The organism is Mesorhizobium wenxiniae, from assembly GCF_002284535.1.
Lineage (GTDB): Bacteria > Pseudomonadota > Alphaproteobacteria > Rhizobiales > Rhizobiaceae > Mesorhizobium > Mesorhizobium wenxiniae.
Genome location: NZ_NPKH01000018.1, coordinates 60,161 through 82,430, shown reverse-complemented (window position 1 = coordinate 82,430; position 22,270 = coordinate 60,161). Strand labels below are relative to the sequence as shown.

The 22,270-nt window shown below is 62.9% G+C and carries 24 protein-coding genes and 2 pseudogenes; 10 read left to right on the top strand and 16 right to left on the bottom strand.

Annotated features, from left to right (window positions below):
* Nucleotides 1-41: 41 nt before the first annotated feature.
* Both CIT31_RS10120 and CIT31_RS10115 read right to left on the bottom strand, forming a co-directional pair.
* Nucleotides 42-1,559 carry a S10 family peptidase gene (locus tag CIT31_RS10120; RefSeq protein ID WP_095518499.1) on the bottom strand — a complete coding sequence of 506 codons (1,518 nt, stop codon included), beginning with the start codon at nucleotides 1,557-1,559 and terminating at the stop codon, nucleotides 42-44.
* A 55-nt stretch (nucleotides 1,560-1,614) separates the two neighbouring features.
* Nucleotides 1,615-2,547 (bottom strand): lactonase family protein, encoded by a 933-nt coding sequence (locus tag CIT31_RS10115; protein ID WP_245316165.1) that lies wholly within the window; start codon nucleotides 2,545-2,547, stop codon nucleotides 1,615-1,617.
* A 308-nt stretch (nucleotides 2,548-2,855) separates the two neighbouring features.
* Between CIT31_RS10115 and CIT31_RS10110 the strand changes: the two are divergent.
* From CIT31_RS10110 to CIT31_RS10100, 3 genes and pseudogenes are all read left to right on the top strand, one after another.
* Nucleotides 2,856-3,433, top strand: a pseudogene (locus CIT31_RS10110) (MaoC family dehydratase).
* A 3-nt stretch (nucleotides 3,434-3,436) separates the two neighbouring features.
* Entirely contained in the window at nucleotides 3,437-4,597 is a 1,161-nt protein-coding gene (locus CIT31_RS10105; protein ID WP_095518498.1) for a CaiB/BaiF CoA transferase family protein, read from the top strand.
* Between the two features lie 20 nt (nucleotides 4,598-4,617).
* Complete coding sequence (locus CIT31_RS10100; RefSeq protein ID WP_206073351.1) at nucleotides 4,618-5,745, top strand: extracellular solute-binding protein; 1,128 nt, start codon at nucleotides 4,618-4,620, stop codon at nucleotides 5,743-5,745.
* A gap of 179 nt (nucleotides 5,746-5,924) precedes the next feature.
* Here CIT31_RS10100 and CIT31_RS10095 read toward each other — a convergent pair whose 3' ends face one another.
* Both CIT31_RS10095 and CIT31_RS10090 read right to left on the bottom strand, forming a co-directional pair.
* On the bottom strand, nucleotides 5,925-6,761 hold the full coding sequence (locus CIT31_RS10095) for an amidohydrolase family protein (protein ID WP_095518496.1): 837 nt from the start codon (nucleotides 6,759-6,761) through the stop codon (nucleotides 5,925-5,927).
* Between the two features lie 67 nt (nucleotides 6,762-6,828).
* Entirely contained in the window at nucleotides 6,829-7,617 is a 789-nt protein-coding gene (locus CIT31_RS10090) for an IclR family transcriptional regulator (protein WP_095518495.1), read from the bottom strand.
* A gap of 253 nt (nucleotides 7,618-7,870) precedes the next feature.
* On the opposite strand from CIT31_RS10090, the pseudogene CIT31_RS10085 reads away from it, so the two are divergent.
* The 5 genes and pseudogenes from CIT31_RS10085 to CIT31_RS10065 all read left to right on the top strand — a co-directional run.
* Nucleotides 7,871-8,071 (top strand): annotated as a pseudogene (locus CIT31_RS10085) (sugar ABC transporter ATP-binding protein); the annotation flags it as partial.
* A 4-nt stretch (nucleotides 8,072-8,075) separates the two neighbouring features.
* Complete coding sequence (locus CIT31_RS10080) at nucleotides 8,076-9,188, top strand: mandelate racemase/muconate lactonizing enzyme family protein (RefSeq protein ID WP_095518494.1); 1,113 nt, start codon at nucleotides 8,076-8,078, stop codon at nucleotides 9,186-9,188.
* Between the two features lie 10 nt (nucleotides 9,189-9,198).
* Nucleotides 9,199-9,528: an L-rhamnose mutarotase gene (locus CIT31_RS10075; protein ID WP_065007095.1), complete on the top strand. Its 330-nt coding sequence runs from the start codon at nucleotides 9,199-9,201 to the stop codon at nucleotides 9,526-9,528.
* On the top strand, nucleotides 9,521-10,597 hold the full coding sequence (locus tag CIT31_RS10070; protein WP_095518493.1) for a Gfo/Idh/MocA family protein: 1,077 nt from the start codon (nucleotides 9,521-9,523) through the stop codon (nucleotides 10,595-10,597). Before CIT31_RS10075 ends, CIT31_RS10070 begins: the two co-directional genes overlap by 8 nt.
* A gap of 1 nt (nucleotide 10,598) precedes the next feature.
* Nucleotides 10,599-11,057, top strand: a complete 459-nt coding sequence (locus CIT31_RS10065) for a MaoC/PaaZ C-terminal domain-containing protein (RefSeq protein WP_095518492.1) — start codon at nucleotides 10,599-10,601, stop codon at nucleotides 11,055-11,057.
* Between the two features lie 21 nt (nucleotides 11,058-11,078).
* Here CIT31_RS10065 and CIT31_RS10060 read toward each other — a convergent pair whose 3' ends face one another.
* The 4 genes from CIT31_RS10060 to CIT31_RS10045 form a co-directional block, all read right to left on the bottom strand.
* Nucleotides 11,079-11,366, bottom strand: coding sequence for a hypothetical protein (locus tag CIT31_RS10060; RefSeq protein ID WP_095518491.1), 288 nt, complete (start codon nucleotides 11,364-11,366; stop codon nucleotides 11,079-11,081).
* Nucleotides 11,363-12,457: an LLM class flavin-dependent oxidoreductase gene (locus CIT31_RS10055; RefSeq protein ID WP_095518526.1), complete on the bottom strand. Its 1,095-nt coding sequence runs from the start codon at nucleotides 12,455-12,457 to the stop codon at nucleotides 11,363-11,365. Before CIT31_RS10055 ends, CIT31_RS10060 begins: the two co-directional genes overlap by 4 nt.
* A gap of 67 nt (nucleotides 12,458-12,524) precedes the next feature.
* Nucleotides 12,525-13,178 (bottom strand): Vgb family protein, encoded by a 654-nt coding sequence (locus tag CIT31_RS10050; protein WP_095518490.1) that lies wholly within the window; start codon nucleotides 13,176-13,178, stop codon nucleotides 12,525-12,527.
* Nucleotides 13,179-13,218: 40 nt separating this feature from the next.
* Entirely contained in the window at nucleotides 13,219-14,439 is a 1,221-nt protein-coding gene (locus CIT31_RS10045) for a helix-turn-helix domain-containing protein (RefSeq protein ID WP_095518489.1), read from the bottom strand.
* Nucleotides 14,440-14,572: 133 nt separating this feature from the next.
* On the opposite strand from CIT31_RS10045, the gene CIT31_RS10040 reads away from it, so the two are divergent.
* Complete coding sequence (locus CIT31_RS10040) at nucleotides 14,573-15,343, top strand: DUF899 domain-containing protein (protein WP_095518488.1); 771 nt, start codon at nucleotides 14,573-14,575, stop codon at nucleotides 15,341-15,343.
* A gap of 6 nt (nucleotides 15,344-15,349) precedes the next feature.
* Entirely contained in the window at nucleotides 15,350-15,655 is a 306-nt protein-coding gene (locus tag CIT31_RS10035) for a hypothetical protein (RefSeq protein WP_095518487.1), read from the top strand.
* A 76-nt stretch (nucleotides 15,656-15,731) separates the two neighbouring features.
* Here the strand turns inward: CIT31_RS10035 and CIT31_RS10030 are convergent, their stop codons facing one another.
* From CIT31_RS10030 to CIT31_RS10000, 8 genes are read right to left on the bottom strand one after another with little or no spacing between them, the layout of a single operon-like run.
* Nucleotides 15,732-16,769, bottom strand: a complete 1,038-nt coding sequence (locus CIT31_RS10030; RefSeq protein WP_165778398.1) for a phosphotransferase family protein — start codon at nucleotides 16,767-16,769, stop codon at nucleotides 15,732-15,734.
* A gap of 22 nt (nucleotides 16,770-16,791) precedes the next feature.
* Entirely contained in the window at nucleotides 16,792-18,003 is a 1,212-nt protein-coding gene (locus CIT31_RS10025; RefSeq protein WP_095518524.1) for an acyl-CoA dehydrogenase family protein, read from the bottom strand.
* On the bottom strand, nucleotides 18,000-18,410 hold the full coding sequence (locus tag CIT31_RS10020) for an SMP-30/gluconolactonase/LRE family protein (RefSeq protein ID WP_245316163.1): 411 nt from the start codon (nucleotides 18,408-18,410) through the stop codon (nucleotides 18,000-18,002). The genes CIT31_RS10025 and CIT31_RS10020 overlap by 4 nt, the downstream gene beginning before the upstream one ends.
* Before the next feature lie 48 nt (nucleotides 18,411-18,458).
* Nucleotides 18,459-19,421 (bottom strand): 3,5-dioxohexanoate:acetyl-CoA acetone transferase, encoded by a 963-nt coding sequence (gene kce / locus CIT31_RS10015; RefSeq protein ID WP_095518486.1) that lies wholly within the window; start codon nucleotides 19,419-19,421, stop codon nucleotides 18,459-18,461.
* On the bottom strand, nucleotides 19,418-20,368 hold the full coding sequence (locus CIT31_RS10010) for a 3-hydroxyacyl-CoA dehydrogenase (RefSeq protein WP_095518485.1): 951 nt from the start codon (nucleotides 20,366-20,368) through the stop codon (nucleotides 19,418-19,420). The genes kce and CIT31_RS10010 overlap by 4 nt, the downstream gene beginning before the upstream one ends.
* Nucleotides 20,369-20,379: 11 nt before the next feature.
* Nucleotides 20,380-21,186, bottom strand: coding sequence for an SDR family oxidoreductase (locus CIT31_RS10005; RefSeq protein WP_095518523.1), 807 nt, complete (start codon nucleotides 21,184-21,186; stop codon nucleotides 20,380-20,382).
* A gap of 29 nt (nucleotides 21,187-21,215) precedes the next feature.
* Nucleotides 21,216-21,425 carry a hypothetical protein gene (locus CIT31_RS33805; RefSeq protein ID WP_133116135.1) on the bottom strand — a complete coding sequence of 70 codons (210 nt, stop codon included), beginning with the start codon at nucleotides 21,423-21,425 and terminating at the stop codon, nucleotides 21,216-21,218.
* Nucleotides 21,426-21,461: 36 nt separating this feature from the next.
* Nucleotides 21,462-22,049: a sulfocyanin-like copper-binding protein gene (locus CIT31_RS10000; protein WP_245316162.1), complete on the bottom strand. Its 588-nt coding sequence runs from the start codon at nucleotides 22,047-22,049 to the stop codon at nucleotides 21,462-21,464.
* Nucleotides 22,050-22,270: the final 221 nt, after the last annotated feature.

Here is a 22,270-nt window from a genome sequence, read left to right as displayed (position 1 = left end):
CTACGCCCTCATCTGGACCATTGTACGCGGGTTCAACCGTTTCATTTCGGCATTTGGTAAAGCTCGGACGCGGCCTCTCTCAGCGCGCGCCGGCTCTCTGGCCTGAAATACATCATGTGGCCGCCTTCCAGCAGGTCAATGCGGATCGGCTTTGCGCCAGGAAGCGAAGGAATCTGGCCGACAAGGTAGCGGGATGCCAAATAGGGTGTCACCAGGTCGGTGTAGCCGTTAACGATCAAAACGCCGAGGCCGGGGTTCAGCGCTCGCGCCTGCTGAAGGTCATCCATCACGCCGGCATAGCCCTGGCGCGTCGGGCTCGTCCCGTAATCCCAATTGCCGCTGACTTCACGGTTGAGAAGCCGGTAGCTTATATCGGTGCGGAATTTCAATTCCTCACGCACATAGCTGACAAAGGCGGAAGTGAGCACCGGCACGCTTCGGTCGAGGACCGGGTCAGGACCGCGAGGCCTTGGACTTTCCGGGGCGATGTCCGCCGTTTCGATCGTGCCGTCATAGGCGCTGAGAACATTGCCCCTTGCCCGCGCAAACTCCTTGGCGAAGAGTTCGGTGGGAATGCGTGCAAAGTTTCGTTTGACGAGTTCGAGCGGCAGGCCGGTGATTTCGGCCACGCGCGGGCTCGCCAGGCGCCCACCCTGTTCCAGCCCGCTGGCAAGCGCGACAAGGTAGTCGCCGAGGGCATAGCGTTCGACATCGGCCAACCGCTCGTGCAGCTCGGAACCGGTGACGCCTTCGCTGCGCAGGCGCACCGCCGCCAGCGACGGGAGCTCAAGCGCCCAGTGGAGCGGCTGGAATTCGTCTGGGCGCACGAGCGTGAATTCGAGCGCCGGCGAGATGAGCACGATGCCGCGAGGACTGACGCCGATATCATCCTGAAGCGTCTTGGCGAGCAGTGCAGCCCGAAACCCGCCATAGCTTTCGCCAGCAAGAAACACCGGTGACGCCGTGCGGCCCGCCTGTGCCAGATAGAAGCGAATAAAGGCGCCCATCGAGGCGGCGTCCTGGTTGACGCCCCAGAAGCTGCGCGCCTCGGTCCCGGGTGCTTCGCGGCTGTAACCCGTTCCGACGGGGTCGACAAAGACCAGGTCGGTCATGTCGAGCCATGTGTTCGGGTTGTCCAAAAGCCTCTGCGGCGATGGGAGAAAACTTCCATTGTCCGCCGTCGCCATCACGCGGGGACCGAGCGCGCCGAGATGCAGATAGGCGGAAGCCGCTCCTGGACCTCCATTGAATACGAAGGTAACGGGACGCCGGGGGTCAGGTTCCCGGCTTGGCTCGGGACGTAGCGTGTAGGCGACATGAAAAATTTCCGCCGTGACGTCGCCCTTACCGGATAGCAACGAGAGAGTGCCGGCCTTTGCCTGATAGTTCAGCGAACGTCCCGCGATCACGATCGAATGATCAGAGATCTGGGGAGGCGGAAGCAGAGACAGAACCCCACCCGAAGGCGACGGCCGCTCGGCCACTTCCGCATGGCCGGCTGGAACGCTGCCGGACAGCAGTAGCATAGCAAGGGTGATTTCTAGCAACTTGGTACGCATGACGACTCCGCAGCGGAAACAACTGGAAGCTATCACGCTGATGGCTCAGCCGAAATCACAGGATCGTGCAGCCCTTCGCTGCTGGAACGAGACCGATGGCTTTCAACGCACGATCTTCACACACATGGGCGTGCCGATATCGATGGATCGCCCGGTGTCGGCCAGCCGGCCCGTGGCGGCGTCGCGGGCAAAAATGGTTGGCGGAGAGGAGGTGGCGGCCTGAGGGCGTCAGCGCCAGATTGCGCGGCGTGGCACCCTCACAGGGCGTGTGATCGACTAGCGCAAGCGTGCCTGTTTCCTGGTCAACCGAAAACACCGCAACGCTGACATGGCCGCGGTTGGAACTGTAGAGGAAGCGGCCGTCGGGCGAGATCTGAATGTCGGCGCAATGATTGCCGTCGCGCGCCGCCGCCGGCACGGCCGGTTTCGTGTCGATGACCGAGAGCCTTCCTGGCAGATTGTCGAGCGCAAGCGACACGATCGTTGAATCCAGTTCGTTCATGACGAACACGAAGCGCCCGCCTGGATGCAGCGCCACATGGCGCGGGCCGCCGGGCGCAAGCGCCTGCTCCGCCAGTCTGGTCAGACTGCCATCAGGCCCGATGCGGTACGAGACAAGCCGATCGATGCCGAGATCGGCGACGATCGCCACGCCACCGGCGATCGTCTCGGTGACGCTGTGAGCATGAGGGCGTTCTTGACGGGCTGTGTCAGGCCCGTTTCCCTTGTGGGCGACGCTCGACAACGGCGCGGTCAGGCGGCCATCCTCGCGCAGCCCATAGACCACGACCGAGCGATCGGGACCGCCTTCGCCCATGCCGTAATTGGCGACCAGGAGCCTCGTCCTGTCGCGCGTGATGGTGTTGTGCGCCGTGATGCTGCCGTGGGTCGGCTGCTTGTTGATGTAGGAAAGCGCGGCGGTTGGCCTGTCGAAGCGGTAGGCCGAGACCACGCCCTCGCGACCAGGCGAACACTTCGGAGTTGGCATAGATATGGGAGCCGTCCGGCGTTACCGACAGCAAGGTCGGATTGTCGACGGCCAGTTTCCGCGTCTCCAGCGTCTCCTCGTGGAAACTGTAGACACCAAGACCGACGCCGCGCGCGCCTTGAAAATAAGGCCGCCTCGCGGTTTAGGCTGCCAACGAAAACCAGACAGGCATTCTGCATCAAAATCCTCCCTGTTCCGCCGGCGTTGGCCGCCGCGGACCCGAACAAAATTTCGCCTGTTCACGCTTGCAACATAACCCCATATGTGAAAATACTATTCACAAAAGAAGATTGACGGGAGGATCGATCATGCAGTTCGCTGGTCCGCGGCGCGCCCGGACGGATGATGCGCCGACCGTCGGCGTGGCGTCGACACACCCCGCCAACATGCCGAAGGACCACGCCGATCTCGCCCGTCTGGAACGCGGAGAACTGGTTCTATGAAGACTGGCCGGTCGGCCAGAAAATCCGCTCGCTGCGCAGGACGATGTGCGAGGGCGATAGCCACCTTTTCAACGCGCTGGTGTAGATATCCACCCTTACGTGCAGGGCCAGATTTTCGCCGAAACGGAAGGCATCTTTGGCAAGCGCCTAGTCGCCGGGGCTTCGTATTCTCGGCCGGACTCGGCCTCGTTGCCACCAACTGTGTCAACGCGTTTTCCAATGGCTACGACAAATTGCGCTTCATCAAGCCGGTCCTCATCGGCGACAGGATCTATTCGATCCCCTCCAACCTCGACAAGAAGCCGAAATATAACGAGATGGGGCTGATCCGCGCCAGCTATGAAGTCTTCAAGGGTGAAGGAGAGCTTGTGCTTTATTGCGAGCACCTGCAGACGGTGAAGTACAGCAATCCGGCCGATTTCGCCGGGAAGACGGAGAAATAGGCGATGGCCGCCACTGCCGAATTGCCGCTGACCGGGCTCGTCGTCGTCGACATGAGCCAGTTCTTGTCCGGACCCTACTGCTCGCTGCGGCTGCTCGACCTCGGCGCCCGCGTCATCAAGATCGAGCGGCCGAATGGCGGTGACCTGTCGCGCCGGCTTTATCTCAGCGACACCGAGATCGGCGGCGATTCCACCATCTTCCATGCCATCAACCGGGCCAAGGAAAGTCTTGCCATCGACCTCAAGGACGTGGCCGACCTTGCGGCGCTGCGCGGCCTGCTGGCCAAGGCCGACGTGCTGATCCAGAATTTTCGGCCCGGCGTCATTGAGCGACTGGGCCTCGATTTTGAGGCGGTGCGCAAGATCAATCCGCGCTTGGTCTATGCCTCGATCAGCGGCTATGGCGAGGAAGGCCCGTGGGTCAAGCGGCCCGGGCAGGATCTGCTGGCGCAAGCCCGTTCCGGCGTGATGTGGCTGAACGGCGACGAGGACAAGGGTCCGGTGCCTTTCGGCCTGGCGATCGCCGACATGCTGGCGGGCTCCGCCGCCGCGCAAGGGATCCTTGCCGCACTGGTGCGGCGCGGCGTGACCGGCACGGGCAGCCATGTCGAAACCAGCCTGCTGGAGGCGTTGGTCGATTTTCAGTTCGAGGTGCTGACCACGCATCTCAATGACGGGCGCCGCCTGCCGCGGCGATCGGCCTTCCGTAGCGCCCACGCCTATCTGTCGGCGCCCTACGGCGTCTATCCGACGAAGGACGGCTATTTGGCGATCGCGATGACGCCGATCTCGAAGCTCGCCGATCTGCTGGGGCTCGAAGAACTTGCGCCGTATCGCGATCAGCCGTCGACCTGGTTCACCGCCCGCGACGAGATCAAGGCGATCATCGCGCAAAAAATCGCGACGAAGACGGTCGAGGATTGGCTTGCCATCCTCGAGCCTGCCGACATCTGGTGTGCCAAGGTGCTGACCTGGCCGGAAATGATGGCCAGCGAGGGCTTCCAGGTCCTCGATATGCTGCAGACCGTGACGCGAGAGGATGATGTCTCGATCCTCACTACGCGCTCGCCTCTCAGGGTCGATGGCGCCCGCGCGAAGGTCGAGCGCGCCGCGCCGCGCATTGGTGAGCACAGCGCAAAGATTCGCAAGGAATTCGGGCTGTGAGCGACGTGACGCTCAAAGGCATGACCTGGAGCCATCCGCGCGGCTACGACCCGATGGTCGCCTGTTCGGCGCTGTGGAAGCAGCGCACCGGCGTCGCAATAGAGTGGGACAAGCGCTCGCTGCAGGATTTCGAATCCTTTCCGGTCGAGGAACTGGCCCGTGCCTATGATCTGATCGTCATCGACCACCCGCATGTCGGCCAGATCACCGCCGAGAATTGTCTGGCGCCGCTCGACGTCGTGGGCCGGGAAGCGGAACGTGCGATGCTGGCGGCGGGGAGCGTCGGCCGCTCCTATCCGAGTTACAACTGGCAAGGCCGGCAGTGGGCGTTTCCGATCGACACGGCGAGCCAGGTGCAGGCGTGGCGGCCGGACATGCTTTCCGCCGTGCCGGCGAACTGGGCCGATATGGTCGAGTTGGCGCGACAGGGCCGTGTGCTGTTGCCGCTCAGGCCGCCGCATTCGCTGATGGTGTTCTACACGCTTGCCGGCAATCTCGGCCGGCCGGCCGCCGAGGAGCCTGGCGACCACGTAAACCCTGACATGGACAGCCGCGTTTTCGAGATGATGCGCGAGATCGCGGCTCTCGTCGATCCGGCCTGCCTTGGCATGGACCCGATCGACGTCCTGGAGGAAATGGCCAGGTCCGGCTCGCGGATCGCCTGTGCGCCGCTGATCTATGGCTATGTCTCCTATGCCATTGCCGGATTCCGGACCAACCGCCTTGCCTTCGCCGACATCCCGGCTGTGGGCGATGCCGGTCCCGCCGGCTCGGCGCTCGGAGGAACCGGCATTGCCGTGTCGGCCTTTTCGAAGGCCAAGCAGGCGGCCACCGACTTTGCTTACTGGATCGCAAGCGGCGACGTGCAGTGCGGCCCCTATGCTGCGGCCGGCGGCCAGCCCGGCCATGCCGCAGCCTGGGACGATGCAGCCGTCAACGCAGCCGCCGGTAATTTCTACATGAACACCCGCGCCACCCTCGAAGGTTCCTGGGTCAGGCCACGGCACGACGGCTACATGGCCTTCCAGCAGGCCGCGTCCGATCGCATCAATCTCGGCCTGGCCGAAAAACACCATGCCGGCCGTGTCGTCGCCGATCTCAATCGCCTGTTTCTGGAGAGTTTCCCGGCACCCGGCGCTGCCGGTTGAGGAGCCTGAAACAGCTTAAATGGAGGAGAACATGAACAGCCTGATCCGCGGCAACTCACGCTGCTGATCGGCCTCGGCTTCCGGCCCTCGACCGTGCAGACGGCACTTGGCCTGGTCATCGTGCTGCTGGTTCGCTCTACGGCCGCGAGCGGCACGAGTCGGCTACGATCTGAGGCGGCTTACAAACGCCAAAGCCGCTTCGCATTGGCGGAAAGCAGCTTTTCTCGCTCGTCGACGCTGGCACCGGCGAGCAGCGCGTGCGTTGCTGCCACCCAGGTCGCTAGCCCGCCGCCAAGCGTGCAGACCGGCCAGTCGCTGCCCCACACGACGCGATCCCAGCCGAAGCATTCGATGGTGTGCTCCACATAGGAACGCAGCGTTTCGACGGTCCACGATCCAGCGTCCGCATAGGCGACCACACCGGAAATTTTGCCGACGACATTCGGGCGCCGCGCAATCTCTGCCATATGCTCGCGCCAGGGATGCTCACTGCTGCCCTTGATGTCGGGCACGCCGCAATGGTCGAGCACGAACTGGACGCCAGGCGCGAGATCGGCGAGTGCGATCGCTTTAGGGATTTGATGCGGCAGGACAACGAGATCGAATGTCAGCCCGGTGCCAGCAAGCCGCTTGATGTTTTCGCGAAACAGCGCGCCTTCCGAAAGCTCGTCCGGCATGACGTGGAGTACGCGCCGAAAACCCTTGACGAAGGGATTGGCTTTCTGACGCTCGAGATAGGCGGCAAAGTCCGGCTCTTCCGGACGGCACGATGCGATCGCCCCTCTCAGCAAATTGTCCTTCTGTTGCGACAGCGCCTTCACATGGCTGGTCTCAGCCTCGATATCGGCCGGACCGACATCGACTTCCATATGCAATGCGCCCTCTATGCCGGCCCGGCGAGCTTGGACTGCATATTCGTCGTGGGAAAAATCGCGGTTTAGTGCCGGCACGCCGGAGAGCCAGGGATATCGCAGCGCCGACTGGTCGATCAGGTGCAGATGGGTGTCGAAGATCATGACAAGGCTCTCCCCCTCCGGCGTTTTCGAATCATCTCACGGAGAAATTTTTCATTCAAATAAGAATTTACTTCGCCTGCTTGACCGTTGATCCCGCCAGTTGCGACAGCTTTTCGGTCGCCGCCAGCAACAACTCTGTCGTCCTGGTGATATCGGGCGCCTGGGGTGCGTTGACCAGGGTTATGTAGGGGATCGATAGTGCTGCGATTGCCTTGCCGTCGGATCCGAGAACGGGGGTCGACAGGTTGAATACGCCGGCGGTCTGCATTGACGCCATCATTTCGTAGCCGCGTTCACGTATCTGGTCGAGGCGGGCAAAGAATTCCGGCGATTGAGGCGGCTTGTCGGTGCTGCGCAGATGCTCGGAGATCATCATCTGCCGCTCTTCCGGCGAGCGGAACGCCAGCAGCACATGTCCGGATCCCGTGTCGAACAGGCTGATATGCGAGCCGACGCGAATCGAAATGCCCCAGTAGTCCGGCGCCTCCTGCTGTGCGATCACCACTGCGGAACCGCGGTCGAAGACGACAAGCTGGTTTGCCTGCTGCGAGGTTTCTGCAAGTTCACGCATCAGCGGCGTCGCATAGGAAACCAGCCGCCGCACCGGCGCGTGCAGCTGCGCTAGGCCAAACAGCTTGAGCGTCAACGAATAACGGTCGCCGTCTGGCCGCGTGACGTAGCCGCGTCGCACCAGCCGGTCGAGCATGCGATAGAATTCGTTGGGGCTGCGATCGAGTTTCTTGGCGATTTCCGCCTGCGTCAGGCCGCCGTCGACGCCGGCCAGAAGCTCGAGGATGTCGAGCCCCTTGTCGAGCGCCGGAGCGCGATAACGGTCGTCATCCTCGTCGCCTGCCATAGTCACTTCCCGGTGAATTTCGCCTTTCATATATGCACAATGACCTGCTTCCGGAAGAACTTTCAACTTGACGCACCCATGAATATTTTGTTTATTTATGAATAAAGCTGAATTGGATCGATACGAGTCCCGGACGCACCCTTGAGAGGAATCAAATGACAGGCTGTTACGGCTTATCAGCCGGTGTGGCGCTGCTCGCACTTGATGCAGGCGATTCTTCTGCTGCCGATCTGTCAGGCAAGTTCGATGACGTCATCAGCCGGAGTTGCCGATGATCGCCACCGAACCGCTCGGCAACGAGACGCTGGTGTTCGCCGAATTCAACGGCGGTGTCTGGGTATCGCGTATGGTCAATCCAAAACAGCTAGAGGCGGGCGACCGCGTGAAAATGAGCCTGGACCTGTCGCAGGCCCATCCGTTTTCTGCCGATACCGGCAGGACATTGCGAGGTTAACGTCATGGCAAAGATCGAAAAAGCCGAACTGCGGATGGTCGACCTGATGCCGAAGGTCAAGCGCACTGATGCGATCCAGAGTTTTGTCAGCCAGGAAACGCCGATCGTCACCATCACCGACGCCGACGGCGCGGTCGGCACCGGCTACAGCTACACGATCGGCACCGGTGGCTCCTCGGTGATGCGGCTCCTGGCCGATCACCTTGCGCCGCGGCTGATCGGCCGCGACGCCGACATGATCGAGGCGATCTGGCACGAGCTCGAATTCGCCACCCACGCGACGACGATCGGTGCCATCACGGCAATCGCGCTGGCGGCCATCGACACGGCGCTGTGGGATCTCAGGGCAAAGAAGCTCGGCCTGCCGCTGTGGAAGCTGGCCGGCGGCGCCAAGGACCGCTGCCCGCTCTACACCACAGAGGGCGGCTGGCTGCATATCGAGACCGAGGCGCTGGTCGAGGACGCGCTCGCCGCCAAGGCAAAGGGTTTTCGCGGTTCTAAGGTCAAGATCGGCAAGCCGCACGGCTCCGAGGATCTCGCCCGGCTGACCGCGGTGCGCCAAGCAGTCGGCTCATCCTACGAGATCATGACCGACTGCAACCAGGGCTTTTCTGTCGACGAGGCGATCCGCCGGGCGGAGCGGCTGCGCGATCTCGACCTCGCCTGGATCGAGGAGCCGCTGCCGGCCGACGACATAGACGGCCATGTGCGGCTGTCGAATGCGACGTCGACGCCGATCGCCATCGGCGAGTCGCTCTATTCGATCCGGCATTTCCGCGAATACATGCAAAAAGGCGGCTGCTCGATCGTGCAGGTCGATGTCGGCCGCATCGGCGGCATCACGCCGTGGCTGAAGGTCGCGCATGCGGCCGAGGCATTCGATATCCCAGTCTGCCCGCATTTCCTGATGGAACTGCATGTCAGCCTGACCTGCGCCATTCAGAACGGCCGATATGTCGAGTATATTCCCCAGCTCGATGAACTAACCGGCAAGAAAATGCGCATCGAGGACGGCCAAGCACTGGCACCGGACGAGCCCGGCATCGGCATCGACTGGGATTGGAATGCCGTCAAGGCGAAGAGCATTGCGGAATTCACCACCGAAATAACAAAATAGGGAGCCGGACATGCAGCGGATGGGAATGGTGCTCGGCCTCAAGCCGGAAAAGGTCAGCGAGTATGTGCGGCTTCACGCTGCCGTATGGCCTGACGTACTTGCCATGATTTCCGCCTGCAACATCAGGAATTATTCGATCTATCTTAAGGAGCCGGAGCACCTTTTGTTCAGCACTTTCGAATACCACGGCACCGATTATGCCGCCGACATGGCGAAGATGGCCGCCGATCCCAAGACGCAGGAATGGTGGGCGCTGTGCATGCCTTGCCAGGAGCCGCTGCCGACCCGCAAGGAGGGCGAGTGGTGGGCATCGATGGACGAAGTCTTCCATCATGACTGACGGCGCTTTTGATCCTGACTCGCTCTCCCAGTCCTGGGCGAAACCATCGAAGCCGAGGCCGATCGTGATTTTCGGCGCCGGCTCGATCGCCGGCGATGCGCATTTCCCGGCCTATGGAAAAGCCGGCTTTCCGGTCGCCGGACTTTTCGATCCCGACCATAGCAAGGCGGAAAGACTGGCGCGGAAATGGGGCGTCGCCACTTACCGGTCGGTCGGGGAAGCCGCAGCGATCAAGGACGCCGTCTTCGACCTGGCGACGCCGCCGGCTCATCATGCCGGCGTGCTCAGGGCGTTGCCAGATGGTGCAGTGGCGCTGATCCAGAAGCCGATGGGCAGCGATCTCAGCGAGGCGACCGAAATCCTCGAAATCTGCCGCTCCAAAAAACTGAAGGCGGCGGTGAACTTCCAGCTCCGCTTCGCGCCGATGATGCTGGCGCTGAAGGATGCGATCGCCAAGGGTTGGCTGGGCGACGTGGTCGATTTCGATGCATGGCTGGCATTGGCGACGCCGTGGCAACTCTGGGAGTTTCTGGTGAAGGCGCCGCGCGTCGAGATCGCCATGCATTCGATCCATTATCTCGACCTGATCCGGCAATTGCTCGGCGATCCCCGGGGCGTTCACGCCAAGACGCTCGGCCATCCCGGCCGCAAGGTCGCGCAAACGCGCACCAGCGCGATCCTCGACTACGGCGACACTGTGCGATGCGCACTGTCGATCAACCACGATCACAAATTCGGCCGAAAACATCAGGCCTGCGAATTCCGCATCTGCGGCACCGAGGGCGCCGCCTATCTCAAACTCGGGCTCAATCTCGACTATCCGCGCGGCGAGCCTGACATCCTTGAAATCTATCCGAAGGGCGGCTCAGACTGGGTTGCTGTGCCACTCATCGGCGAATGGTTTCCGGACGCCTTCGTCGGCCGCATGGCCAATGTGCAGCGCTATGCATCAGGCGAGGACACCGAGTTCGTCAGTTCCGTCGAAGACGGCTGGAACACGATGGCGCTGGTCGAGGCCGCCTACCAATCGAGCGCGGCGCCGGCAACACCAATCGCGGCGAGGCCCTGACATGGAGCAGACTGTCTATTTCGAAGACTATCAGATCGGTTCGTCGCGCATGACCAGCGGGCGCACCATCACCGAGACCGACTTCGTCGTTCATGCCGGCCATACCGGCGATTTTTTTCCACACCATATGGACGCCGAATTCATGAAGACGACGCCGTTCGGCCAGCGCATCGCCCATGGCACGCTGGTCTTTTCGGTCGGCGTCGGACTGACGGCAAGCGTCGTCAATCCAGTCGCCTTCTCCTATGGCTACGACAGGTTGCGCTTCATCAAGCCGGTGTTCATCGGTGACACGATCAGGACCCGCACGACCATCTCGGCCAAGGAAGACGACCCGAAGCGGCCGGAGTCGGGTCGCGTCATCGAGCGCTGCGAGGTGATCAACCAGCATGGCGATGTGGTGCTGGCGGCCGACCACATCTACATCGTAGAGCGCCGCGACAAGCCGAAGCCGGGCTGAGCTAATTGCTGCCGAGAGCAGTCATATTCGGTTGACCGGATATACCGGCTTGCCACCGCGCAGGACCGATGCGACATCGGCAAACACCTTGTTGCGAACCTCAGCGTAAGACTGGGTCGAATAGTGCGCCGCGTGCGGACTGACCAGGACGGCCGTCGCCGTGATGCCGCAAAAGCCGATCTCGTCATGCTCCGACGCGAGGATGGCGGCCGAGCCCGCCACCGCCCCCATCGCCTGCTTGAAGGCGCGCGGATTTATGGCGTGGTGCCCATGCACCCATGTCGTCGGAATGGCGGCCGCCGGCGTCAATTTACGCGAAGCCCGGCCTGGCGCATCAGCGGCAGCACGCGGTCACAGAAGAAGGGCAATTCGTAGGTGTAGTTGACGAATGTGAGGGCGGCGCCGGAATAACCCTGGTCCATGATTTCAGTGAGATCGTCGACGATTTTTTCCGGTGTGCCGATGAGCGGGAACGTTCCAGCACCACCGGCGAACCTTTGCCGATATTCGGTGAAGGCTTTTGCGTCATGCGAGTTGGCGAATTCCTTCTTCTTGCGCATATGCTCGTCGACCGCGCCTTCGTCCGCGCATTCCAGCGCGTAGTGCCGGTAATAATCCTCGGCTTCTTGCTGGGTCTCTCGGCAGACGACGTGGCAGACCGTATAGACGCCGACTTCGCGTCCAACTTCAGCCGCTCGGTTGGTGATGTCGACCACATGCGCGCGGCCATCGGCGATTTCGGAAAAAGTCGAAAACAAATAGTCGCAGTGGCGCGCCGCATAGTTGCGCCCCGGTGCGCCGAAGGCGGCGTTCATGGTCACCGGGCGCGGCGCCTGCAGGCTTGGCGGGCGGCTGACAACCCCCTTCAGATCATAGAACTCGCCGCCGAAGTCGAACGGCTCCCTGGATTGGTAGGCACGCTCGATGATGTTGATCCATTCTTCGGCCTGATCGTAGGTCCGGTCGCCGACCGTCTGCCCGAACATGGCGAACTCGTCCGGGTTCCAGCCGCAGACAATGTTCAACCCGGCACGCCCGTTGGAGATGTGGTCGACGGTCGCCAGCGCCTTTGCAGCCTGCAGCGGATGAACCAGCGGCACATGCACCGTCATGAACAAACTGATGTTCTCCGTCGCGACGGCGAGACCCGCCGCCCATGTGAAAGTCTCGAACGACCATTCCCGCACATGCGTCAAACCGCCGAAGCCGCGCCAGCGCGCGATCGGCAGCAGAAACTCCAGGCCGGCGCGATCGGCGATGCAGGCAGCATTGAGGTTGTCTTCCCAGCGGGCGCGCCAGCGCTCGGGAACGGTGGTCATTGCCAGGCCGCCATCGGCATTCATCGAGAAGACGCCGAGCTTGAACCTGTTCGGTCCTTTCAGGGGATGCTGCTTTCTGATCATGATTTTCCCTGCCGCGGGACGCTCTCAGCTTCATCGTCGAACTGTTGCAACGGTGGGCTCAGCTTCATGAACGCTCCTCGGAGCCTCGCCTGGGCCGGCGGATGGCTCTCACCTTGCCGCTGTTTCCGCCGCCGCAGAAGAACTGATCGCCACCATCGGACTCGAGTCCCGACACGCCTGTTCCAGGGGGCATATCAAGCTTCTCCAGGACCTTTCCGGTTTCAGGATCTATCCGCCTGACGTCGCTCTCGTCACCTTCCCAGGTGCCGTGCCAGAGTTCGCCGTCGATCCAGGTGACCCCTGTGACGATCCGGTTGGAATCGATTGTGCGAAGAACTGCCCCTGTCTGCGGGTCGATCTGATGGATTTTGCGACCGCGATTCTGCCCCACCCAAAGTGAGCCTTCGGCCCAGGCGAGCCCGGAGTCGCCGCCGCCACCTGGCGCCGGAATCGTGGCGAGCACGCGGCCTGTGTTGGGATCGATCTTCTGGATGCGATCTTCGGCGATCTGGAACAGGTGCTGACCGTCGAAGGCCGTTCCTGCGTGCGCGGCGACCTCAATCGCGCGAACCACTTTCCCGCTCGCAGGATCCAAGGCGTTCAGCCTGTCTCCGGACGCAAACCAGACATGCTGACCATCGAACGTAACCCCAGCCACCTGGTCGACACCCGGAAAGGGTCCATATTCGCGGAGGACTTCGGCTGCAGATCGTTTCATGCTTCTCCTCCAGGCTCAGATCTGTTGAATTATCCCGACACTAGTAGCCAGATAGTGAGCCGGGGAGTAACAAGATTGTCGGGAATCCCGGCACGGGCGGGGTCATCCAACGGCGCGCTCGCCCGCGACCGAACGATTGCACCTTGCCTGCTGCCGCAAGCTGCTCGAGCGATCGCTGCACGGTGCGCGAGCTGGCTCCGAGCGCAATTGCGAGCGCCGAGCTCGACCACGACTCGCCATCAGCGAGGAAGGCGAGCACCGCTGCATGCTGCTCGTCGACGGGCGGTGCCAGAACCACCACATCGCGTGGGCGGCGCGGCTTAAGCGCAAAGCCTCGCTTGGTCGCGCTCACATCCGCCAGTGACCGCAGCTCCGCGCGAAGCCGACCGACTTCGACCCGCAACCGGGCGCGATGCGATTCATCGGCGTGCTTGCCGCCGAACGCGCGGGCGACGAGCGTGCTTCGCGGCACGTCCGCGGGCCAGGCTTCGCCCAGCGTGCGGGCAAGCGCGAACAAGACCGGGCGCGTCGCGAGCGGGACGATCATGCCGGCGTCCCGCACGATATTGCGGCAGGCGTCGACGACGAGCGCCCCCGACGCCAGCAGCGCTTCGACCTCCTCAAGCAGGAGCGGGCGCTCCTCACCACGCGCGATCAGGCGCGCCGCGGGCGTGTTCATCACGAGGGATGCGCTTTCGACCTCTGCCGTCAGCGCCGGGATGTCCGCCTCGCGGGCGGCATGCTCGGCCCGAGCGAGCGCAGCGCGCGCCGCCTTGGTCCGGAGGCGTCGAATCGCGAGCCCCGCAATCACCAGCTCGTGGGCGGCCCTCGACGCGGGTGGGAGCGGTGTGGGATCGAACCCGGCCAGCCTGCGCTCGGCCTCGTCGAGGCGTCCGATCAGGAGCAGGCGCCGAGCCTCGAGATTGCGCGCATGCGCGGCATTAAAGCGGTCGCCGTGGTTTTCAAGCGTCGCCCGCGCGGCGTCGAGTGCCTTCGCCGGCCACCCGAGGTCACGCGAGACGAGTGCGATCTCGGCTTCGGCGACGACGCACCTCGCGCGGGCCACGGCCTCTTTCGGACCGAAGGCGCGCGCAGCACTTTTGAGGAGAGCCTTTGCTCGAACGAGATCGCCGAGCTGCGCCATGGCGATGCCGCGCAGCGCAAGCGCAGGCGCATCGTCACGCAGGGCGACCCGCTTCAAAGCGCCTAGGGGATCACCCGTTGCGAGGGCGCGCGCCGCAGCGGTGATCAGCGAGTCCATCGGAATCCCGTCACATTTGTAACTCTCACCATTCGATGTCCGGTCCTAATCTATCTCAGGGCCAACAGCCAGCGCGCTGTATCGAAACGCGCCGTATCGAAAACGGTGCGAACATCGAGGAAGGAGACGAACGATGCCGACACACAGAACCGGAACACGTGAGGAGTGGCTGGCGGCGCGGCTTGATCTGCTCAAGGCGGAGAAGGAGCTCACGCGCCAAAGCGATGAGGTGGCGCGGCGGCGGCAGGAATTATCTTGGGTTCGGATCGACAAGGATTACCGATTCGAGACCGATGAAGGCAGCGCCTCACTGGCAGACCTTTTCAGGGGACGCTCGCAGCTCCTCGTCTACCACTTCATGTTCGGGCCTGATTACACGGCGGGCTGTCCGGCCTGCTCAGCGATCGCGGATGGATTCGACGGCTTCGTCCTCCACCTGGCCAACCACGACGTCACGCTTTCGGCGGTATCGCGGGCACCGCTCGCGAAGCTGCAGGCGTACAAGCGGCGAATGGAATGGACGTTCCCCTGGGCGTCCTCACACGGCAGCGACTTCAATTTCGACTTCGACGTTTCGTTCACCGAGGAGCAGCAGCGCGAGGAAGGCATCGAATACAACTATGTCCGCGAGGCACCTCTCGCCGAGATACCCTCGCGTACGACTGCCGACGGCTCCGAGACGTTCGCTGCAATGAGCGGAACAGACATGGCCACGTACACGCGCGAGAGGCCAGGCATGAGCACGTTCGTGCTCGAGGACGGCGTCGTCTACCACGCCTATTCCACCTATGCGCGCGGATTGGACGGCCTCTGGGGCATGTATCAGTGGCTCGACCGCGCGCCCCGAGGGCGTAACGAGACGGGCGTCTGGTGGCGCCGTCACGACGAGTACGGCCAAGGCTGACGTTCGATGACACTGCACTCCAACGATACGCAGAAGATGCCGCCCGCAGGCAGCGGATCTGCCGATTTCCCAAGCGACAATGTCGCCGCCCGCGGCGCGGCCGACTGGCTATCCCTGGCAGCCGCGCCAACCTTCGCAATGATGGCGCTGCAGACGGCCGTTGCCGGTGGTGCGGACATGATCTGCTCGGCGGCGCAAGATGCGTCGCCGCTGAGCGGAATGGTCATGATGTATTTGCTGATGAGCGCCTTCCATTTGGCGCCTTGGCTGAAGCTGGTTGCCAGCCGACGAAGCGCTGCCCGCCGGTCGTGATCCGGCGTTCGCAAAGCCTCTGTGATTGGATTGCTGACACCGCGTGTAGGAAAGGGCCTGGGCACGAACGCTCCTTTCAGGCGGCGCTCCACGGTCTTGCCCCTTGGATGATCTCTTGAGCACGTACGGCAAAACGGCGGGCGAGCGGCGACGTGCTGGCGGCATCGGCCGACGCCGCGCTGCCTGCCCGCGCCCGGTCGGCGATGCCGACGAAGATCACGGCGAAACGGAACAGCGAAAAAACCAGGTGGAAGCGTTGCAGGGGCGCGGTGGGCACGGCATGGGCGAAATAATGGTCGAGGAATTCGCGCTGGCTGGGGATGCCGAGTGCCTCGTGATCGAGGCCGAGGATACCGCCATATTCGTCCGGGGCCGAATGCCAGGTCATCGAGCAAAAGCCGAGATCGGCGAGCGGATGGCCGATCGTCGACAGCTCCCAATCGAGAATGCCGATCACCTGCGGCTTGTCGGGATGGAACAGCAGATTTCCGAGGCGGAAGTCGCCATGGGCGATCGACAGGCGCCCATCATCCACGAGCATATGCTGCGGTAGCCAGTCGGCGACCGCTTCGAGTGCCGGAATTCTGTCGCTCGGCGATTCCCTGAGCTGCCTGGTCCAGCGGCCAATCTGGCGCTCGAAATAGTTGCCGGGCCGGCCGTAGTCGCCGAGACCGACCTCGTCGGGACGGACGGCATGCAATTTGGCCATCGCTTCTGCCATGCCGAAATAGATGCCGCGTCGCTCGGCGGGCGAAAGGCCAGGCAGCGAACAATCGTGGAAGACGCGACCATCCAGCCGCTCCATCAGGTAGAAGGGCGTGCCGAGCAGCTCGGCACCGTCGTGATAGAGCACCGGCCCGGGCACCGGGACGTTGGTCGGTGCCAGCGCTTCAAGCACGCGGAATTCGCGATCGACGGCATGCGCCCCGCGCAGGATCGGCCCGGCCGGCTTCTTGCGCAGCACCATGCGATGCGCACCATAGTCCACGAAATAGGTAGGATTGGACTGTCCGCCGCCGATCCGCCCGAGCGACATTGAGGCATCGCCGAAGCGGCTCGCCAGAAAACCCTTCAATGCCGCAGGATCGAAGTCCGCATTCAACGGCTGCGCCATCTTTCCTCCTGAGCGCGCGTCCCTATGCCTCGCCTTCGACAGTCCAGCGCCAGAAGCCCCTCTCTTCCTCATTGAGGAAACGGTTCAGCACCATCTTGTGGACCTCATCGGCACCGTCGACCAGCCGCGCCTGGCGAGCATAGCGGTAAATCCATTCGAGCACCGTGTCCTTCGAATAGCCCCGCGCGCCATTGATCTGGATCGCCACATCGGCCGCGTCATGCAGCACATTGGCGACCTGGACCTTGGCCATCGCCACTTCCTTGCGGGCAAAGCCGCCGCGGTCCAGTTCCCACGCAGCCTTCATCACCAGGATGCGGCCAATCTCGATGCGCATGGCGAGGTCGCCAAGCTTCAGCTGGACGCTTTCGCGATCGGCGAGACGCTGGCCGAAACCATGGCGCTCGGCAGCGTAGGCGCGCGCGATCTCGACGCAGCGCCTGGACAGTCCGAGCCAGCGCATGCAGTGGGTAAGTCGTGCCGGGCCGAGCCGCACCTGCGTCACCTTCATGCCCCTGCCTTCGCCGACCAGCATGTCTTCGACAGGGATTTCGAGCCCATCGAATTCCAGCTCGCAATGCCCGCCATGCTCCTCCGGGCCCATGATCTCGATGCGGCGCATGATGCGCCAGCCCGGCTGGTCCTTGTGGAACATCAGGGCCGACAGACCATGGCGCGGGTCGTCCGAGGTTCGCGCGATCAGAATGAAATGGCTGGCCCCCTCCGCGCCGGTGATGAACCATTTGCGGCCGGTCACCACATATTTGTCGCCGCGCCGCTTCGCACGCGTCATAATCATCGAAGGATCAGAGCCGCCGCCGGGGTGCGGTTCGGTCATGGCAAAGGCAGAGCGCACCTTGCCCTCGACGATCGGCTTCAGCCATTTTTGCTTTTGCGCCGGTGTGCCGAGCGCCTCCAGAACCATCATGTTGCCATCGTCGGGCGCAGCCGAATTGAACACCACGGGCCCGAAGATCGACCGGTTCATCTCCTCGTAGCAGACCGCCATGTCCATCTTGCCAAGACCGGCGCCGCCGGTTTCGGGCTTGAGCTGCAGGCACCACAGGCCCGCCATCCGCGCCTTGGCGCGGAGTGCCTCCAGCAGCGGCAAGGCGATATTTTCGTGCGCGTCATAGGATGCCTTGTCGGCCTCGAGCGGCAGGATCTCCTGCTCGACGAAGTCGGCAATGCGGACACGGTAATCTTCGGTGCGGGCGGGAATGTCGAAATTCATGGAAACCTCACAGCGATGAAACGAGGTGGCCGCCATCGACCCATGGACGAGATCGCCGAAACGCATTGCGTCAACATGTAGAAATCGAGCAAGCGCTCGTTTCTTCGTTCGCCTCTATCCTCTTTTGCCGCCGCCGTCATCCGGCGAAGCGCGGTTCCGCGGCGCCTTTGATGCCAAGGCCGGTTATGGCGAACAGGCTGCCGCCTAGAACGCCATCGCCCGGGGAAGCGCGGCAGCGGCGGTTTTGCCATCGAGGTCACGTATAGGGTGTCGAGCTTCGGTCCGCCTAACATCACGCTGGTGATCTTCTTGACGGGCATGTCGATGATGCGATCGACGCTGCCGTCGGGTGCGTAACGCACCAGCCGCCCGTCGTAGACGAGGGCAGCAGGGAAAGCCTTCTGCATCGACGGTTGACCCCAGCGGCGCCACCATGCGGCGACAGGCGAGCCGCCTCAGAACGCGACCTTGTCGCCGCCCTTCAGTGACAGGATCTCGCGCGCCTCGTCGGGCGTCGCCACTTCCATGCCGAGCCCCTCGATGATCTTGCGGGCAAGCACCACCTGCTCGGCGTTCGATTTGGCAAGCTTGCCCTTGCCGGCCCACAGACTGTCTTCGAGCCCGACGCGGATGTTGCCGCCAAGCGCAGCCGATTGCGCCGCGATGCGCAATTGGCTGGCGCCGGCGCCGAGCACCGACCAGCGGAACTGGTCGCCGAACAGCCGGTCGGCGGTGCGCTTCATATGGGCGACATCTTCGGGGTGCGTGCCGATGCCGCCAAGCAGACCGAACACCGACTGCACGAAGAACGGCGGCTTCACCAGCCCGCGATCGGCGAAGTGCGAGAGATTGTAGAGATGGGCAATGTCATAGCACTCGAACTCGAAGCGCGTGCCGTTATCGTAGCAGATCGCAAGAATGTATTCGATGTCTTTGAACGAGTTGCGGAAGACAAGGTCGCGCGTCGCTTCCAGATGCGGCTTTTCCCAGTCGAACTTGAAAGTCTCGTATTTGTCGACGAGGTGATAGAGCCCGAAATTGATTGAGCCCATGTTGAGCGAGGCGACCTCAGGCTTGAATTCGGCGGCCGGGCGCACGCGTTCCTCGACCTTCATGTAGGGACTGCCGCCGGTGGTGATGTTGATGGCGGCATTGGTGGCCTGCTTGATGCGCGGCAGGAAGCGGGCGAAGGCCGCCGGCGTCTGGTCGGGCTTGCCGGTCTCGGGGTCGCGGGCATGCAGGTGCAGGATCGCCGCGCCTGCCTCCGCCGCCGCGATCGCCTCAGCGGCGATCTGGTCTGGGGTGATCGGCAGATAGGGCGACATGGTCGGTGTATGGATCGCCCCGGTCACCGCGCAGGTGATGATAACTTTGCCTTTGGGCAGCTGGGCGCCGGGCTTGCGGCTTGTTTCCGTCATCTTCCAAACTCCTGATCCGATTTTTTCTTGTGCGCCGCCAGCGCCATCAGCCGGCGGTCGCGCCAAACCTGCCGTTCGCCGAGTTCTTCCCGCGGCAGGCGCTTGCGGCGGTCGGCCTCTACCGTTTCGATGACCTCGCCGGCCCAGTCGACACGGCGCAGCATCTGCGGAAAAATGTTGGAATAGATCGACTGATAGCGCTCGACATAGTCGCGTACGCCGCCCGGCGCATTGAGGTCGATCGTTTCGAACGGCCCCATGAACGACCAGCGCAGCGCCAGCCCGTCGCGAATGCCGATATCGACATCCTCGACGCTGGCATAGCCGTCGGCGACAAGTCGAAAAACCTCCTCCAGCAGGGCGCCCTGCAGGCGGTTCATGATGAAGCCGTCGAGCTCGTGCTTCATCACCAGCGGCGCGTGGCCTGCGGCGACGAGAAGGGCGCGGGTCCTTTCGACCGTTTCCGAAGACGTCCATGGCGCCGGCACGACTTCCGCAGCCGGGATGAGGTAGGGCGGATTGATCGGATGCACGACCAGGCAGCGGTGCCGCCCTTGCAGATGGTCGGTGAATTTCGACGGCAGCAACGCCGAGGTGGAACTGGCGATCACCGCTTGCGGAGCGGCCATTGCATCGATCTGCGAGAACACCTCGCGCTTCACCTCGAGGTTTTCCGGCGTGTTCTCCTCCTGGATATGGACCGCATCGGCCAGCGCCTCGCCCAGTTCTGCCACGACGGCGATGCGACCAAGCACGGCGTCGATTGCCTGTCCCCGCAGCAGATCATTCGCGGCGAGGTCGCCGAGAACGCCGGCGATATAATCATGCGCGCCGGCCGTCGCGGCCGGCGACTGGTCCCACATCCGCACGTCGTGGCCGGCGCGGGCGAAACTGATCGCCCAGGCCCGCCCGATGAACCCGCTGCCGACAATTGCTACTTTCACCATGGTCAGCCTCCTCAAAGGGTTTCGACGTTGCCGTCGACGCCGAGCGACTGGCCGGAGATGTTGATCGCCGCATCGGACAGCAGGAAGGCGACCATCGCAGCGACGTCATAGGGACTGGTCATGCGGCGCAGCGAGATGTTGTGGAGATAGCGCTCCGTCATCTCTTCGTTCGAAACACCGAGCTGCCTGGCCCGGTCGGCGATGACCTTGTCGATGCGTGGTCCCTCGATGATGCCGGGCAGGATGGCGTTGACCCTTATGCCGTGCGGTCCGAGTTCCTTGGAAAGGCTTTGCGTGAAACCGATGACGCCGAACTTGGCCGCCGAATAGGGGGTGCGGAAAGCGTAGCCATGGCGGCCGGCGGCGGACGACATCGAGACGATCGAGCCGCCGCCCGCCGCCTTGATCAGCGGCACGGCACGCCGGGCGCAGAGGAACTGGCCGGTCAGGCAGATGTCGATGCAGCGCCGCCACTCCGCCGGATCGATTTCGTCGACGCCGCCGGTCGGCCCGGCGATGCCGGCATTGTTGATCAGCGCGTCGAGCCCGCCGAGCTTTTGCTTCACGGTCTCGAACAGCCTATCGACGTCGTCTTCGCGCGAGACATCGGCCTTGACCGCGGCGACGAGGGCGATCTTGTCCGGAGCAGCAGCCAGCGCCTCGTCGGAGACGTCGCAAACGACGATGCGCGCGCCGAGCCGCGACAGCGTGTCGGCAATGGCCAAGCCGATACCGCCGGCACCTGCCGTCACCAGCACGCGCTGCCCCTTCAGCCCGGTCAGAAAATCGTCCGCGGATGTCGGCGCCCCTTTACTTATCGCCGTCGCACTCATCGTCCCGTCCTTTCTCATTGCAGCCGCCGTTCGCGCAGCGCCATGACAGCGCCCAGAACGACCAGGCCGTACAGAATTGCCCTTGTGGCATAGGGCAGCTGAAGTAGTGACGAAAGCGCTGCCTCGCTGGTGGCGTGGCAAGCAGAAGCAGTTCTAACCTGCTCGGGCACACCAATACTCTCAAGTTTCCAGATAAGCCGCCTTGGATTTGCATTGATCTCCACGACCACGCCATAATGCGCGGCTAGCTCGCACAGCCCCTAAGGGCGCCCTGGAGGCTGCTCCTGCGGAAAATTGGTTTCGTCTATGATTGCCACGGCCTGTTTGATGCTGTCTCTCACCTCGAAACCGATCCAGTGTCCGTCCATCAGATGCGTTTGTCTGGCACAGGCGAGGAAATAGTTCCCGGCCTGCTGCGCAACAAAGTTGAGTTGCCTCCGCTCATTGATTTTAATTCCCTCCGGCGGATCGGTGTACACCCCCCAGATAGCATCCTCGGCCGTCAACTTCACTGGCATCTCTGACTGAGCGTAGACCCTGGTCACCATCAGGCTGTGCCGGAAAGACGAGGAGCCATTGATGAACTCGATCTCTACCGACCATTCTGCTGGCACGACGATGGTGAGATTGCCGCCCCAGTAACCGTTGAAGTCGATAATGTCGGTCCGGATGTTGTCCCTGCGATACCGCTCGACTTGGTTCCAATCGGCAACGATTTCTATGGCCACTGTCTTGGCTGCAGGATCGTTCTTGATCCAGCTCGGGACGAAAGGCTCCCCAGCCAGCGCAATTCCAGGCAATAATGCCAAGGCGACGGCGAGAAGGGCAAGGTGAGCAAAGCGCGCCATCGCAATCAGAGGCTCCTCCCAGCGGGGGCGGCCGAGCGCAAGCGACCGCCAATCGAGGTCGACCTGGCTCGTTCCCTAAGGAAGAGAATACGCTCGAAACAGCATCCACACCAGCAAACACAAAGTGCGCTGTCGTCAGCCGCCAGACACAACGCCATTGCTGCTATATCATCGGGTTGGATGCGCGTTGGAATTGCCTGCAGTGCGTCAGTGCGAGGGCG

What these genes read in the sequence shown, in the direction of transcription:
- CIT31_RS10010 (WP_095518485.1), bottom strand. Translation starts at nt 20,368, where the DNA reads ATGGTGAAAGTAGCAATTGTCGGCAGCGGGTTCATCGGGCGGGCCTGG.
- CIT31_RS10080 (WP_095518494.1), top strand. Translation starts at nt 8,076, where the DNA reads ATGGCAAAGATCGAAAAAGCCGAACTGCGGATGGTCGACCTGATGCCG.
- CIT31_RS10030 (WP_165778398.1), bottom strand. Translation starts at nt 16,769, where the DNA reads ATGGCGCAGCCGTTGAATGCGGACTTCGATCCTGCGGCATTGAAGGGT.
- CIT31_RS10020 (WP_245316163.1), bottom strand. Translation starts at nt 18,410, where the DNA reads ATGCAGAAGGCTTTCCCTGCTGCCCTCGTCTACGACGGGCGGCTGGTG.
- CIT31_RS10025 (WP_095518524.1), bottom strand. Translation starts at nt 18,003, where the DNA reads ATGAATTTCGACATTCCCGCCCGCACCGAAGATTACCGTGTCCGCATT.
- CIT31_RS10115 (WP_245316165.1), bottom strand. Translation starts at nt 2,547, where the DNA reads ATGCCAACTCCGAAGTGTTCGCCTGGTCGCGAGGGCGTGGTCTCGGCC.
- CIT31_RS10000 (WP_245316162.1), bottom strand. Translation starts at nt 22,049, where the DNA reads ATGGCGCGCTTTGCTCACCTTGCCCTTCTCGCCGTCGCCTTGGCATTA.
- CIT31_RS10070 (WP_095518493.1), top strand. Translation starts at nt 9,521, where the DNA reads ATGACTGACGGCGCTTTTGATCCTGACTCGCTCTCCCAGTCCTGGGCG.
- CIT31_RS10100 (WP_206073351.1), top strand. Translation starts at nt 4,618, where the DNA reads ATGACCTGGAGCCATCCGCGCGGCTACGACCCGATGGTCGCCTGTTCG.
- CIT31_RS10065 (WP_095518492.1), top strand. Translation starts at nt 10,599, where the DNA reads ATGGAGCAGACTGTCTATTTCGAAGACTATCAGATCGGTTCGTCGCGC.
- CIT31_RS10090 (WP_095518495.1), bottom strand. Translation starts at nt 7,617, where the DNA reads ATGGCAGGCGACGAGGATGACGACCGTTATCGCGCTCCGGCGCTCGAC.
- CIT31_RS10050 (WP_095518490.1), bottom strand. Translation starts at nt 13,178, where the DNA reads ATGAAACGATCTGCAGCCGAAGTCCTCCGCGAATATGGACCCTTTCCG.
- CIT31_RS10075 (WP_065007095.1), top strand. Translation starts at nt 9,199, where the DNA reads ATGCAGCGGATGGGAATGGTGCTCGGCCTCAAGCCGGAAAAGGTCAGC.
- CIT31_RS10035 (WP_095518487.1), top strand. Translation starts at nt 15,350, where the DNA reads ATGACACTGCACTCCAACGATACGCAGAAGATGCCGCCCGCAGGCAGC.
- CIT31_RS10045 (WP_095518489.1), bottom strand. Translation starts at nt 14,439, where the DNA reads ATGGACTCGCTGATCACCGCTGCGGCGCGCGCCCTCGCAACGGGTGAT.
- kce (WP_095518486.1), bottom strand. Translation starts at nt 19,421, where the DNA reads ATGACGGAAACAAGCCGCAAGCCCGGCGCCCAGCTGCCCAAAGGCAAA.
- CIT31_RS10120 (WP_095518499.1), bottom strand. Translation starts at nt 1,559, where the DNA reads ATGCGTACCAAGTTGCTAGAAATCACCCTTGCTATGCTACTGCTGTCC.
- CIT31_RS10105 (WP_095518498.1), top strand. Translation starts at nt 3,437, where the DNA reads ATGGCCGCCACTGCCGAATTGCCGCTGACCGGGCTCGTCGTCGTCGAC.
- CIT31_RS10095 (WP_095518496.1), bottom strand. Translation starts at nt 6,761, where the DNA reads ATGATCTTCGACACCCATCTGCACCTGATCGACCAGTCGGCGCTGCGA.
- CIT31_RS10040 (WP_095518488.1), top strand. Translation starts at nt 14,573, where the DNA reads ATGCCGACACACAGAACCGGAACACGTGAGGAGTGGCTGGCGGCGCGG.